Origin of the sequence: Enterobacter cloacae complex sp. 370H10 (genome assembly GCF_050031535.1) — a bacterium.
GTDB lineage: Bacteria > Pseudomonadota > Gammaproteobacteria > Enterobacterales > Enterobacteriaceae > Enterobacter > Enterobacter intestinihominis.
Genome location: NZ_JBLGWG010000001.1, coordinates 3,543,703 through 3,556,581 on the forward strand (window position 1 = coordinate 3,543,703; position 12,879 = coordinate 3,556,581).

The window sequence follows — 12,879 nt, forward strand, 5'->3', positions numbered from 1 at the left end:
TGCTTTTCTCTGCTGACCCGGCGGCTTGCGTGCCGTTGTTCCGTGTCAGTGGAGGCGCATTATAGGGAGTTCTTCTGAGGCTGCAAGTGCAAAGTGAAAATTATTTACTGACTGCTCACTTTCCAGGCAAAACACATCTCAGACCTTAATTCTTGCCTGGTTTTTAAACAAAAACGAGCCGCAAACGGCCCGTTTTTGCGTTTTGTGACTTACTGCACTGCCACAATTCGGTCTTCGTTGGCTTCCAGACGGATAACTTTGCCCGGAACCAGCTCCCCGGAAAGGATTTGCTGCGCCAGCGGGTTTTCGATCTGCTGCTGGATTGCACGTTTTAACGGACGCGCGCCATAAACAGGATCGTAACCATTCTCGCTCAGCAGTTTCAGCGCATCATCCGAGATGTGGATTTCATACCCACGCTCTTCCAGACGCTTGTACAGACGCTGCAACTGGATCTGCGCAATCGACGCAATGTGTTTCTCACCCAGCGGATGGAACACGACTACTTCATCAATACGGTTGATGAACTCCGGACGGAAGTTTTGGCTGACCACACCCAGCACCAGATCTTTCATATGGCTGTAATCCAGCTCACCGAAGCGTTCCTGAATCAAATCGGAACCCAGGTTCGAGGTCATGATCACCACCGTGTTACGGAAATCGACCGTTCTTCCCTGCCCGTCCGTCAGGCGTCCATCATCCAGCACCTGCAACAGAATGTTAAACACGTCAGGATGAGCCTTTTCCACTTCATCCAGCAGGATGACGGAATAAGGACGACGACGAACCGCTTCCGTCAGGTAACCGCCCTCTTCATAACCGACATATCCCGGAGGCGCACCGACCAGACGCGAGACAGAGTGTTTCTCCATAAACTCGGACATATCGATACGCACCATCGCGTCATCGCTGTCGAACATAAAGTTAGCCAGCGCTTTACACAGTTCGGTTTTACCGACACCGGTTGGCCCCAGGAACAGGAACGAGCCGATGGGTCGATTCGGATCGGACAGCCCCGCACGGCTACGACGAATGGCGTTAGATACCGCTTCGACCGCTTCGTTCTGGCCAATGACGCGCTGATGCAGATCCTGCTCCATACGCAGCAGTTTTTCGCGTTCACTTTCCATCATGCGAGCTACAGGAATCCCCGTCCAGCGCGCCAGCACTTCGGCAATCTCGGCGTCCGTCACTTTATTACGCAACAGACGCATGGTTTTGCCTTCCGACTGCGTGGCGATCTCAAGCTGTTTTTCCAGCTCAGGGATCTTGCCGTACTGTAGCTCGGACATCCGCGCCAGGTCCCCTACGCGACGCGCCTGCTCAATGGCAATTTTCGCCTGCTCCAGCTCCGCCTTGATTGTCTGGGTGCCAGAGAGGGAGGCTTTCTCAGCTTTCCACTCTTCTTCCAGCTCAGAATACTGACGCTCTTTCTCATCCAGCTCTTCGTTGAGCATATCGAGGCGTTTCTTACTCGCTTCATCAGACTCTTTGTTCAATGCCTGCTGTTCCAGCTTGAGCTGAATAATGCGGCGATCGAGTCGGTCCAGCTCTTCCGGTTTCGAGTCAATCTGCATACGGATGCTGGACGCCGCTTCATCGATAAGGTCGATGGCTTTATCCGGCAACTGACGGTCGGCAATGTAACGATGCGAAAGCGTCGCCGCCGCAACGATGGCCGGGTCAGTGATCTGCACATGATGGTGCAGCTCATAACGCTCTTTCAGACCACGCAAAATCGCGATGGTATCTTCAACGCTTGGTTCTGCGACAAACACCTTCTGGAAGCGTCGCTCCAGCGCGGCATCTTTTTCAATGTACTGACGATACTCGTCCAGCGTAGTGGCACCGACGCAGTGAAGTTCACCACGTGCCAGCGCAGGTTTCAGCATGTTCCCGGCATCCATTGCGCCGTCAGCTTTACCTGCCCCCACCATAGTGTGCAGTTCGTCAATAAACAGGATGACGTTGCCTTCCTGTTTCGCCAGATCGTTCAGCACGCCTTTCAGACGCTCTTCAAATTCACCGCGGTATTTCGCCCCGGCCACCAGCGCGCCCATATCCAGCGCCAGTACGCGACGGCCTTTCAGCCCTTCGGGCACTTCGCCATTAACGATACGCTGCGCCAGCCCTTCAACGATGGCGGTTTTACCGACGCCAGGCTCACCAATCAGCACCGGGTTGTTTTTGGTACGGCGTTGCAGTACTTGAATAGTCCGGCGAATTTCTTCGTCGCGACCGATTACCGGGTCAAGTTTGCCCTGCTCGGCACGTTCGGTCAGATCGACCGTAAATTTTTTCAAAGCCTGACGTTGGTCTTCGGCTCCCTGGTCGTTCACGCTTTCACCTCCGCGCATTTTCTCAATCGCCTGGGTCACATTAGCGGTGGTTGCACCGGCGGATTTCAGCAGGTCGGTTAAGGTACCGCGTGATTCAAGCGCCGCCAGAACAAACAGCTCTGACGAAATAAAGTTGTCCCCACGTTTTTGCGCCAGCTTGTCGCAAAGGTTCAGTACACGCACCAGATCCTGTGACGGCTGTACGTCGCCACCGGTACCTTCTACCTGCGGTAAACGACTCAGCGCCTGATCGATGGCGGTGCGTAACTGGCCGGCATTAATGCCAGCGGACGTTAACAAAGGACGTATCGATCCCCCTTCCTGATTCAGCAAGGCGCTCATTAAATGAAGAGGTTCGATAAATTGGTTGTCGTGCCCCAGTGCGAGGGACTGGGCATCGGCGAGAGCAAGCTGGAATTTATTAGTAAGACGATCCAGACGCATAACTCCTCCCATAACAGGTCAAATTTGCTACTGGAGATTAAATGAGGTCATCCCTCAATTATTCAAGGTTAATAACCTGAATTATGTGAAAAGAAAACGGCGCGTACCGGATCGTCTTGATTCTTTAGGTTATATCAGCCAAATGAAACTTGCCATACGGCCTGTCGTCTTGTCACGGCGCCAGGAGAAAAAATCACCCTTTTCGGTGAATGTACAGCGATCGCCGCCGAAGATCTGGGTCACGCCGACATTATTAAGGCGCTGGCGGGCAAGCTGATAAATATCGGCCAGATATTTATCGCCGGATGCCACAAACGCATTAACCGCCTGAGGATCTTTTTCCATAAAAGCTTGCCGAACCTCAGGCCCCACTTCAAATGCCTGCGGGCCAATCGCCGGGCCAAGCCAGGCGATGAGATTTGCAGAATCGTCCTGGAAGCAGGCAACGGTCTCTTCAAGTACGCCTTCACACAGGCCACGCCAGCCCGCATGCGCTGCTGCAATCTCCGTACCGGCACGGTTACAAAACAACACCGGCAGGCAATCAGCGGTCATCACCGCGCAAACCGTTCCCGGCGTATTGCTGTACGAAGCATCGGCGCGTTTAGACGCATAGGGCTCACCCGTAAGCTTCAGCACCGCTTTACCGTGCACCTGCTCAAGCCAGACCGGTTTTGAAGGAAGGTTTCCCGCAGCAAAGAGGCGTTTACGGTTCTCTTCGACGTGCTCCAGGTTATCGCCACAGTGCGCACCGAGGTTCAAAGACGCCCACGCACCCTGGCTCACGCCACCGATACGGGTCGAGCTACAGGCGGCCACGCCTTCAGGCAGCGGCCACTCCGGGACAATCAGTTTGGTCATAACCAGTCCACGTGATCCTTATGTTCTTCGAAATCTGCGCGCATCGCGTCGATAAGTTCCACCATATCCTGTGGGATAGGCGCATGCCATTCCATCTGAATTCCGGTGATTGGGTGGTAAAGACGTAGCATCGTCGCATGCAGCGCCTGGCGATCGAATTTACGCAGCACGGAGATGAATTCATCCGATGCGCCCTTTGGTGGACGCGGACGACCGCCGTAAACAGGGTCACCCACCAGCGGATGGGTAATATGCGCCATGTGCACGCGGATCTGGTGAGTACGCCCGGTTTCCAGACGCAGACGCAGGCGCGTATGAATACGGAAATGTTCCATGATGCGGTAATGGGTTACCGCCGGTTTACCCATCGGGTGCACGGACATATGCGTACGCTTGGTTGGATGACGACTAATCGGCTCTTCCACCGTGCCGCCAGAGGTCATATGACCAATGGCCACCGCTTCATACTCACGGGTGATTTCGCGCAGCTGCAAAGATTCCACCAGTCGAGTCTGGGCGGGGATCGTCTTCGCCACCACCATCAGACCCGTGGTGTCTTTATCCAGACGGTGAACGATACCGGCACGCGGTACGTCAGCTATCGGCGGGTAATAATGAAGGAGTGCGTTAAGTACCGTACCGTCAGGATTACCCGCGCCCGGATGGACGACAAAGTCACGAGGTTTGTTGATGACCAGAATATCGTCATCTTCGTAGACGATATCCAGCGGGATATCCTGCGGCTCGAAGCGGACTTCCTCTTCGATTTCAGCATTGATGGCGACAGCTTCCCCACCAAACACTTTCTCTTTTGGTTTGTCCCAGATCTTGCCGTTTACCAGCACGCGCTGGTCAAGGATCCATTCTTTTATACGTGAACGCGAATAATCAGGGAACAATTCGGCCAAAGCCTGATCTAAGCGTTGACCGAGCTGATTTTCGGAGACTGTTGCGGTGAGTTCTACTCGTTGTGCCATAAACTGCTTCTTCGTTTAACGTTGGGTTTTACGGCTTTGCCGTTTAATATAGTGTGCTATTGTAGCTGGTCTTAATCGGGAGCAGGAACTGAGTTTCTCCCGGACAAACATTTGAGGAAAGTCAAAACGTCATGACGCGCATGAAATATCTGGTGGCAGCGGCCACGTTGAGCCTGGCTTTGGTGGGCTGCTCCGGTTCGAATGAACAGGTCCCTGACAATCCGCCGAATGAAATCTATGCGACTGCACAACAAAAGTTGCAGGACGGTAACTGGAAACAGGCGATAACGCAACTGGAAGCGTTGGATAATCGCTATCCGTTTGGTCCGTATTCACAGCAGGTACAGTTAGATCTTATCTACGCCTACTATAAAAATGCCGATCTGCCGCTGGCTCAGGCAACGATCGATCGTTTCATGCGTCTGAACCCTACCCATCCTAACATCGATTACGTGATGTACATGCGCGGCCTGACTAACATGGCGCTGGATGACAGTGCATTGCAGGGCTTCTTCGGGGTGGATCGTTCTGACCGTGACCCGCAACATGCGCGTGATGCTTTCAATGACTTCTCCAAACTGGTGCGTAGCTACCCGAACAGCCAGTACATTACCGATGCCACTAAGCGTCTGGTGTTCCTGAAAGATCGTCTGGCGAAATACGAGTACTCCGTCGCGGAATACTACACTCGCCGTGGCGCATGGGTTGCCGTGGTTAACCGTGTAGAAGGCATGCTGCGTGATTATCCGGATACCCAGGCCACGCGTGATGGCCTGAAGCTGATGGAGAATGCGTATCGCCAGATGCAGATGACGGCTCAGGCTGACAAAGTGGCGAAAATCATCGCCGCGAACAGCAGCAACACCTGATACCGCTACAACGCATAACGGCAGCCCGCAGGCTGCCGTTTTTTTATTCTTTCAGACTTACGCTGAAGCGGTTTAGCTTCAACACATCCAGTCAACTATGACCGCAATTGCTGGCTTCGACAAGGTAAATCTCACCTCTTCCTGCCCTGCCTCACAAAAAAGATTCCCTGACAAAAACCGACAAAATAACGTGATCTAAATCACACATTTTGACATTAGGTCGGGTATGCTGGAATCACCAAGACGGAAAGACAAGAGGTAAAATTTATGACAATGAACATTACCAGTAAACAAATGGAAATTACTCCGGCAATCCGCCAGCACGTCGCAGACCGTCTCGCCAAACTGGATAAATGGCAAACACATTTGATTAATCCACATATCATCCTGTCCAAGGAGCCGCAGGGTTTCGTCGCTGATGCAACTATCAATACTCCAAACGGCCATCTGGTCGCCAGCGCTAAACACGAGGATATGTACACCGCAATTAACGATTTGATCAACAAGCTGGAACGGCAGCTCAATAAAGTGCAACACAAAGGTGAAGCCCGTCGCGCCACAACATCGGTGAAAGACGCCAGCTTCGCGGAAGAAGTTGAAGAAGAGTAATCCTTTAAATTGAGTGTTCCGACAACGCGCCTTCGGGCGCGTTTTTTATTGACAGGATCAAAACAGTACAGGTACTTTAACCCTATCAATTTCAGGATGACCTAATGAAACAGACGCCGTTTTTCTTCGCATTCTTTTTTACCTTCCCCTGACCGGGAGGCGTTTCGTCGTGTGATAAAGAATGCGAAGACGAACAACAAGGCCTCCCACACCGGGAGGCCTTTTTTATTGATAACGATAAAATGAGACAGACAACACTATGACACCGGAAAACCCGCTCCTGGATTTACGCGTAAAAATCAGTGCACTCGACGAAAAGTTACTGGCCCTGCTGGCAGAACGCCGCGCGCTCGCCATTGAAGTGGGCAAAGCCAAGCTGGATTCTCATCGGCCGGTGCGCGATATCGATCGCGAGCGTGATTTACTGGAACGGTTGATACAGCTCGGCAAAGCGCATCATCTTGATGCCCACTACATCACCCGCCTGTTCCAGCTCATCATTGAAGATTCCGTTCTGACGCAACAGGCCCTGCTCCAGCAGCATCTGAACAAAACCAACCCGCACTCTGCTCGGATCGCTTTCCTCGGCCCGAAAGGTTCTTATTCTCACCTGGCGGCTCGCCAGTACGCAGCCCGTCATTTCGAAGAGTTCATTGAGAGCGGTTGTGCAAAATTTGCAGACATCTTCAACCAGGTCGAAACCGGCCAGGCAGATTACGCCGTGGTGCCTATTGAGAACACCAGTTCCGGCGCCATCAACGATGTTTACGATCTGCTCCAGCACACCAGCCTGTCGCTGGTCGGTGAGCTGACTATTCCTATCGATCACTGCGTGCTGGTCTCTGGCTCAACCGATCTGAGTCAGATCGAAACGGTGTACAGCCACCCGCAGCCGTTCCAGCAGTGCAGCCAGTTCCTGAACCGTTATCCGCACTGGAAAATTGAGTACACCGAAAGCACCTCGGCGGCGATGGAAAAAGTGGCGCAGGCAAACTCTCCTGCCGTCGCGGCACTCGGTAGCGAAGCGGGCGGCGCGCTGTATGGCTTACAGGTGCTGGAACGCAATCTGGCCAACCAGACGCAAAATATCACCCGTTTCGTGGTTCTTGCCCGCAAGGCCATCAACGTGTCGGACCAGGTCCCGGCGAAAACCACCCTGCTGATGGCGACCGGCCAGCAGGCGGGTGCGCTGGTTGAAGCGCTGCTGGTGCTGCGTAATCACAACCTGATCATGACGAAGCTGGAATCCCGCCCAATACATGGCAACCCGTGGGAAGAGATGTTCTATCTCGACGTTCAGGCCAACCTGGAGTCTGCATCCATGCAGAAAGCCCTGCGCGAACTGGGCGAGATCACACGCTCCATGAAAGTACTGGGCTGCTATCCGAGCGAAAACGTGGTCCCGGTCGATCCGGCTTAATGTTCGATAAAGCGGCTTTTCTTCATCCCTGCCACATTTACAGGCAGGGTGAAGATGGCACCGGAAAGCGGGTATTTCGCCAGCTCCTCCGCCTCCATATTTTCCCGCGTGGTGGTGATAAACAGCGTTTTCATATCGTCGCCGCCAAAGCAGACCATTGTCGGGCAGCGTACCGGCAGCCGGTATTCTTCCAGCTGTTCGCCTTGCGGTGAAAACCGTGCGATACGCCAGCCGTCAAACAGTGCGCTCCAGTAGCAGCCTTCCTCATCCATTGCCGCTCCGTCGGGTATACCCTCTCCCTCGCTAAAACGGCGAAACTCTGCGCGCTTACCGGGTTCCCCCTGCTCATCAAACGGCGTACGGTAAATCACACCGTTCGGCGTATCAGAAGTAAACATCCACCGTTTGTCAGGACTAAACGCTAAACCGTTATGCCCCTGAATATCGCACTGGATCACTTTCGGTGTCAGGTCGTTGTCGATACGCATCAACATGGCGCCGTTATAATCTCCCGGCCCCCAGAACGTGCCCGCATAAAACCGTCCCTGATGGTCGGTGCCTCCATCGTTAAAGCGTGCAAGCTGCGGGTTGGACGGGTTATCGCAAACCTTACGCTGGAGCAGGCCGTGTTTATCGGTCAGCCAGATGGCGTTTCGCATTGCGACGATAAATCCGCCGCGTTCACGCAGGGCAAAACACCCAACTTCTTCATGGAATGAGAGCACCGAGTGTTCCGCGGTGGGCAGATGGTACCGATGAATCTCCCCTTCCAGAATATCCGCCCAGTAGAGCGCCTTTTCTTCAGCACTCCACGTCGGGCATTCGGGCAGATGCCCGGTATAGTTCAACAGCAGCTGCGGTTCAGCCATGACAATTCCCCAAAATGAAAAAAGCCAGCATTGCTGGCTTTTAGTATATACATCATCAGATTACTGGCGACTGTCATTTGCCTGGCGCAACAGCGTGCGGCTTTCACTCTGGAATCGCGTGGCGTAATCACCGAACCAGTGCTCCACTTTACGGAAACTGTCGATAAACGCTTGTTTATCGCCGTGTTCCAGCAAGGTGATCGCTTCGCCAAAACGCTGATAGTAGCGCTTGATCAGCGCCAGGTTATTTTCAGACGACATGATGATGTCGGCGTAAAGCTGTGGATCCTGGGCAAACAGTCGCCCGACCATCGCCAGCTCCAGACGATAGATTGGCGAGGAAAGCGCCAGCAATTGTTCAAGCTGAACGTTCTCTTCCGCCAGGTGCAGACCATAGGCGAAGGTTGCAAAGTGGCGCAGCGCCTGAATAAACGCCATGTTCTGATCGTGCTCAACCGCACTGATACGGTGCAAACGTGCCCCCCAGACCTGAATCTGTTCCAGGAACCACTGATACGCTTCCGGCTGACGACCGTCGCAGTAAACCACTACCTGCTTCGCCAGGCTGCCGCTGTCCGGGCCAAACATCGGGTGTAACCCAAGCACGGGCCCGGTGTGCGCTGCCAGCATTGCCTGTAGAGGGCCATTTTTAACGGACGCCAGATCCACCAGAATGCAATCTTCCGGCAGCGGAGGAAGTTTCGCGATAATCTGCTCCGTCACATGAATCGGTACGCTGACGATAACCATTCCGGCATCCTTCATGAGTTCCGGCGCATGCGGCCAGTCCTCTTTTTCCAGGATGCGCACCTGATAGCCAGAAAGCGTCAGCATTTTTTCAAACAGACGCCCCATCTGGCCGCCGCCACCGACAATCACCACCGGACGCAGCGACGGACAGAGAGTTTTGAAGCCCTTGTCGTTTTCGCTGGAATAGGATTCCCGCATCACACGACGCAGGACATCTTCAATTAAGTCCGGTGAAACGCCCAGCGCCTGTGCCTCTTTACGGCGGGAGGCGAGCATAGAGGCCTCACGCTCCGGAACGTAAATTGGCAGGCCGTATTTGCTTTTAACTTCGCCGACCTCAGCAACCAGTGCCATGCGGCGCGCCAGCAGGTCCAGCAACGCCTTATCCACTTCATCAATTTGATCGCGTAATGCGGTCAATTCAGCAACCATAACTATCCTCTTATGCCAGACGCGTCGCCAGCTGGCCGTTCAAATCTTTGTGGATCTCACGCAGTAGCGCATCAGTGGTTTCCCAGCTGATGCAAGCATCCGTGACCGAGACGCCGGGCTTCATCGCGCTACGCGGCTGTTCCGATGACTGATTGCCTTCATGAATATTACTTTCAATCATCAGGCCGATAATTGAACGGTTACCATCTTTAATCTGTGCAATCACAGATTCTGCAACCGCAGGCTGGCGACGGTAATCTTTATTCGAATTACCATGACTGCAATCTACCATCAGCGCCGGACGCAGTCCCGCCTGTTCCATCTCTTTTTCACACTGCGCGACATCCGCCGGGCTGTAGTTTGGCGCTTTACCACCGCGCAGGATCACATGCCCGTCCGGATTGCCCTGCGTTTGCAGCAGGCATACCTGGCCCGCCTGGTTGATCCCGACAAAACGATGGGGCATGGCGGCGGCGCGCATGGCGTTAATCGCCGTGGCCAGGCTGCCGTCGGTACCGTTTTTAAAACCAACCGGCATAGACAGGCCAGACGCCATCTCGCGGTGGGTTTGTGACTCGGTGGTGCGCGCCCCAATCGCAGACCAGCTAAACAGATCGCCGAGGTACTGCGGGCTGTTCGGATCCAGCGCTTCGGTTGCCAGCGGCAGCCCCATGCTGACCAGCTCCACCAGCAGGCGACGCGCAATCTTCAGGCCCGCTTCCACATCAAACGAGCCATCCATGTGCGGATCGTTAATCAACCCTTTCCAGCCAACCGTTGTACGTGGCTTTTCAAAATAGACGCGCATCACCAGATAGAGGCTATCGCTGACCTCCTCCGCTAATGCTTTAAATCGACGAGCGTACTCAATGGCGGTTTCAGGATCGTGAATGGAGCAAGGACCACATACCACCAGCAGGCGCGGATCGCGGCCTGCGATAATGTCAGAAATGGTCTGGCGAGAGTGCTCAATCTGAGCTTCCTGCGCGACGCTCAGCGGGAATTCCGCCTTCAGTTGATCCGGGGTGATTAACACCTGTTCGTCAGTGATATGTACGTTGTTCAGCGCGTCTTTTTGCATGATTGCGATCCTGTAAAACTCGTTTGCGATAGTGGTTTTCCTCGAAGAGGTGACACAACGATAACACATCAAGTAAAGATTTCAATCCAAAATACGTACAGATTATTTTACAGAAGCCATTTAAATGCCAAATCACAGGTTAAAATCGTAAACATAAAATTACACATGCACTTTTAACGCCAGTCTACGCTCACACCAGGCACGCTATCCCGGCGCTGGCCGTTAGCTTAATTATCCTCGGGTGAATTGAGGGAAAGTTGCGTGGCTACATAAATCCTGGCAACAAAAAATGAATAAAAGTATGAATTCCAGCAGACTTAATTGAGCCTGCCTAAATTACTTTGAATATCGTGCTCTGTAAGATTTAGCTTAGGTCAAGACAGGGATATTTCTGACATAATGACGGCTTTGAGAAAGAATGGTATTCTGCCGGAAATTCATAAGGGCATCTATTTCCGGGGCGGTTTGGCGGATTCTGATGAGAAATACATTCTTGATCGCTTTGCTTCACCTCCCCCTGGCGCTAATGCTGTTCATTTTGGTGAGCCCTGCAAGGGCAGGCTCGCTCACGGAAACGGATAAATCGGTACGTTCGATTGTTTCTGGTATTGTAAGCTACACCCGATGGCCAGCACTTTCCGGCCAGCCTAAGCTCTGTATTTATGCCTCTTCCCGTTACAGACAGGCGCTCAGCAGTGAAGATGTAAATAACCCGTTGCCCTATAGTCCTGTCATTGTGCATAGCGATCGGGAAGCACTCACAGCAAGGTGCGATGCCCTCTATTTCGGGAGCGAATCACCGGCAAAACAACAGGAAATAATAAATCAATATCAGGGCCAGGCGTTGCTATTAATGTCAGAGCAAAATCCTGAATGCGTTATTGGCAGCGCATTTTGTCTGATAATAGAGCACAACAAGGTCAGGTTTTCCGTAAATCTGGATGCGCTGACGCGCAGTGGCGTAAGAGTCAATCCGGATGTATTAATGCTCGCACGGAATAAGAAGCATGAATAAGGAAGTCACACCAACACCGCGTCCGACGTTTAAAAGAACGTTGCGGCGAATCAGCATGATAAGCGTCATTATAACGATGACGTTTATATGGTTGCTGCTGTGTTTCGCTTCCGTGGTGACATTAAAGCAATACGCGCAAAAAAACCTCGAACTCACCGGCGCCACCATGAGCCACAGCCTTGAGGCCTCTCTGGTGTTCAACGATGCCGTGGCGGCAAATGAAACGCTGGCGACCCTCGGCAAGCAGGGGCAATTTGCCGTGGCGGAAGTGCTAAATGCACATCATAAACGGTTTGCCTGGTGGTCGTGGAACCCGGCGGATAATACCGACACGCTGGGCGCGCTGGTCAACCGGTGGTTGTTCCCTGTTCCTGTCGCACAGCCCATCATACATAACGGTAATGTGATTGGCGAAATTCGTCTGACCGCACGAGACAGCCTGATTAGCCACTTTATCTGGCTCTCATTTGCGGTCCTCACCGGCTGCATTCTTTTTGCCTCTGCCGTCGCATTGACCATCACCCGCTCGCTACATCATGGCATGGTTGTTGAAATGCAAAACATCACTGACGTTGTGCATGACGTCCGTACCAACCGCAACTTCTCTCGCCGGGTAACGGAAGGCCGCATTGAAGAGTTCCACCAGTTTGGTGAAGACTTCAACAGCCTGCTGGATGAAATGGAAGAGTGGCAGCTCAAGCTACAGGCGAAAAACGCTCAACTGTTGCGTACCGCCATGCACGATCCGCTCACGGGGCTTGCAAACCGCGCCGCGTTTCGCAACAACATTGCGGCCTTAATGAATGACGCTTCGGCAAAGACCAATTCTGCCCTGCTCTTCCTGGACGGTGATAACTTCAAGTTTATTAACGACACCTGGGGCCATGCCGCGGGTGACTGCGTACTGATCGAAGCCGCAAAAAGGATGGTCGAATTTGGCGAAAAACGTCATCAGTCTTACCGTCTTGGCGGCGATGAGTTTGCCATGATCCTTTATGGCGTCCACACCGCGCGTGAGGTCGAATATATTTGCGCTGCGCTGTCGCAGCAATTTATCCGTCCGTTTGATCTGCATAACGGACACACAGCATCAATGTCACTCAGCATTGGCTTTGCTCTGGCGTGGGAAAATGCCTCCGTCGAGGCATTACTGGAGCAAGCCGATCGCAATATGTACCTGGTCAAAAACCAGCGTTCGAAAACAACACCCTGA

Annotated in this window: 12 protein-coding genes and 1 other annotated feature; of the genes, 6 read left to right on the top strand and 6 right to left on the bottom strand. The window is 53.1% G+C overall.

Going from position 1 to position 12,879, the window contains the following annotated elements; genetic code table 11:
* Positions 1-209: 209 nt before the first annotated feature.
* The 3 genes from clpB to rluD form a co-directional block, all read right to left on the bottom strand.
* Positions 210-2,783 (bottom strand): ATP-dependent chaperone ClpB, encoded by a 2,574-nt coding sequence (gene clpB / locus ACQG2Q_RS17375; RefSeq protein WP_022649055.1) that lies wholly within the window; start codon positions 2,781-2,783, stop codon positions 210-212.
* Positions 2,784-2,912: 129 nt separating this feature from the next.
* Positions 2,913-3,644, bottom strand: coding sequence for a purine nucleoside phosphorylase YfiH (gene yfiH / locus ACQG2Q_RS17380; protein ID WP_023298396.1), 732 nt, complete (start codon positions 3,642-3,644; stop codon positions 2,913-2,915).
* The gene (rluD, locus tag ACQG2Q_RS17385; RefSeq protein ID WP_022649057.1) at positions 3,641-4,621 is read right to left on the bottom strand and encodes a 23S rRNA pseudouridine(1911/1915/1917) synthase RluD; all 981 of its coding nucleotides are present in this window, start codon (positions 4,619-4,621) and stop codon (positions 3,641-3,643) included. Before rluD ends, yfiH begins: the two co-directional genes overlap by 4 nt.
* Before the next feature lie 131 nt (positions 4,622-4,752).
* Between rluD and bamD the strand changes: the two genes are divergently transcribed.
* From bamD to pheA, 4 genes are all read left to right on the top strand, one after another.
* Positions 4,753-5,490, top strand: a complete 738-nt coding sequence (gene bamD / locus ACQG2Q_RS17390; RefSeq protein ID WP_003863164.1) for an outer membrane protein assembly factor BamD — start codon at positions 4,753-4,755, stop codon at positions 5,488-5,490.
* 267 nt (positions 5,491-5,757) lie between these two features.
* Positions 5,758-6,099 carry a ribosome-associated translation inhibitor RaiA gene (gene raiA / locus ACQG2Q_RS17395; RefSeq protein ID WP_006811628.1) on the top strand — a complete coding sequence of 114 codons (342 nt, stop codon included), beginning with the start codon at positions 5,758-5,760 and terminating at the stop codon, positions 6,097-6,099.
* A 103-nt stretch (positions 6,100-6,202) separates the two neighbouring features.
* Positions 6,203-6,328 (top strand) — a sequence feature (Phe leader region).
* On the top strand, positions 6,204-6,251 hold the full coding sequence (gene pheL / locus ACQG2Q_RS17400; protein ID WP_100229775.1) for a pheA operon leader peptide PheL: 48 nt from the start codon (positions 6,204-6,206) through the stop codon (positions 6,249-6,251). Its footprint overlaps the feature before it by 48 nt.
* Positions 6,329-6,358: 30 nt before the next feature.
* The gene (gene pheA, locus ACQG2Q_RS17405; RefSeq protein WP_023306733.1) at positions 6,359-7,519 is read left to right on the top strand and encodes a bifunctional chorismate mutase/prephenate dehydratase; all 1,161 of its coding nucleotides are present in this window, start codon (positions 6,359-6,361) and stop codon (positions 7,517-7,519) included.
* On the opposite strand, the gene ACQG2Q_RS17410 is transcribed toward pheA, so the two are convergent.
* The 3 genes from ACQG2Q_RS17410 to aroF are packed head-to-tail and all read right to left on the bottom strand — an operon-like array spanning position 7,516 to position 10,651.
* Positions 7,516-8,388, bottom strand: a complete 873-nt coding sequence (locus ACQG2Q_RS17410; protein ID WP_063849374.1) for an SMP-30/gluconolactonase/LRE family protein — start codon at positions 8,386-8,388, stop codon at positions 7,516-7,518. The genes pheA and ACQG2Q_RS17410 overlap by 4 nt on opposite strands.
* A gap of 60 nt (positions 8,389-8,448) precedes the next feature.
* Entirely contained in the window at positions 8,449-9,570 is a 1,122-nt protein-coding gene (gene tyrA, locus ACQG2Q_RS17415) for a bifunctional chorismate mutase/prephenate dehydrogenase (RefSeq protein ID WP_022649060.1), read from the bottom strand.
* Positions 9,571-9,580: 10 nt separating this feature from the next.
* Entirely contained in the window at positions 9,581-10,651 is a 1,071-nt protein-coding gene (aroF, locus tag ACQG2Q_RS17420) for a 3-deoxy-7-phosphoheptulonate synthase AroF (RefSeq protein WP_006811632.1), read from the bottom strand.
* Between the two features lie 478 nt (positions 10,652-11,129).
* Between aroF and ACQG2Q_RS17425 the strand changes: the two genes are divergently transcribed.
* Together ACQG2Q_RS17425 and dgcN are read left to right on the top strand one after the other, a co-directional pair.
* Positions 11,130-11,666, top strand: coding sequence for a YfiR family protein (locus tag ACQG2Q_RS17425; RefSeq protein WP_032677312.1), 537 nt, complete (start codon positions 11,130-11,132; stop codon positions 11,664-11,666).
* The gene (gene dgcN / locus ACQG2Q_RS17430) at positions 11,659-12,879 is read left to right on the top strand and encodes a diguanylate cyclase DgcN (RefSeq protein WP_032625633.1); all 1,221 of its coding nucleotides are present in this window, start codon (positions 11,659-11,661) and stop codon (positions 12,877-12,879) included. The genes ACQG2Q_RS17425 and dgcN overlap by 8 nt, the downstream gene beginning before the upstream one ends.

Bases quoted from the DNA above. Each gene is read 5' to 3' on its own strand.
- clpB (WP_022649055.1), bottom strand. From the start codon at position 2,783: ATGCGTCTGGATCGTCTTACTAATAAATTCCAGCTTGCTCTCGCCGAT.
- raiA (WP_006811628.1), top strand. From the start codon at position 5,758: ATGACAATGAACATTACCAGTAAACAAATGGAAATTACTCCGGCAATC.
- yfiH (WP_023298396.1), bottom strand. From the start codon at position 3,644: ATGACCAAACTGATTGTCCCGGAGTGGCCGCTGCCTGAAGGCGTGGCC.
- dgcN (WP_032625633.1), top strand. From the start codon at position 11,659: ATGAATAAGGAAGTCACACCAACACCGCGTCCGACGTTTAAAAGAACG.
- aroF (WP_006811632.1), bottom strand. From the start codon at position 10,651: ATGCAAAAAGACGCGCTGAACAACGTACATATCACTGACGAACAGGTG.
- ACQG2Q_RS17410 (WP_063849374.1), bottom strand. From the start codon at position 8,388: ATGGCTGAACCGCAGCTGCTGTTGAACTATACCGGGCATCTGCCCGAA.
- ACQG2Q_RS17425 (WP_032677312.1), top strand. From the start codon at position 11,130: ATGAGAAATACATTCTTGATCGCTTTGCTTCACCTCCCCCTGGCGCTA.
- bamD (WP_003863164.1), top strand. From the start codon at position 4,753: ATGACGCGCATGAAATATCTGGTGGCAGCGGCCACGTTGAGCCTGGCT.
- rluD (WP_022649057.1), bottom strand. From the start codon at position 4,621: ATGGCACAACGAGTAGAACTCACCGCAACAGTCTCCGAAAATCAGCTC.
- tyrA (WP_022649060.1), bottom strand. From the start codon at position 9,570: ATGGTTGCTGAATTGACCGCATTACGCGATCAAATTGATGAAGTGGAT.
- pheA (WP_023306733.1), top strand. From the start codon at position 6,359: ATGACACCGGAAAACCCGCTCCTGGATTTACGCGTAAAAATCAGTGCA.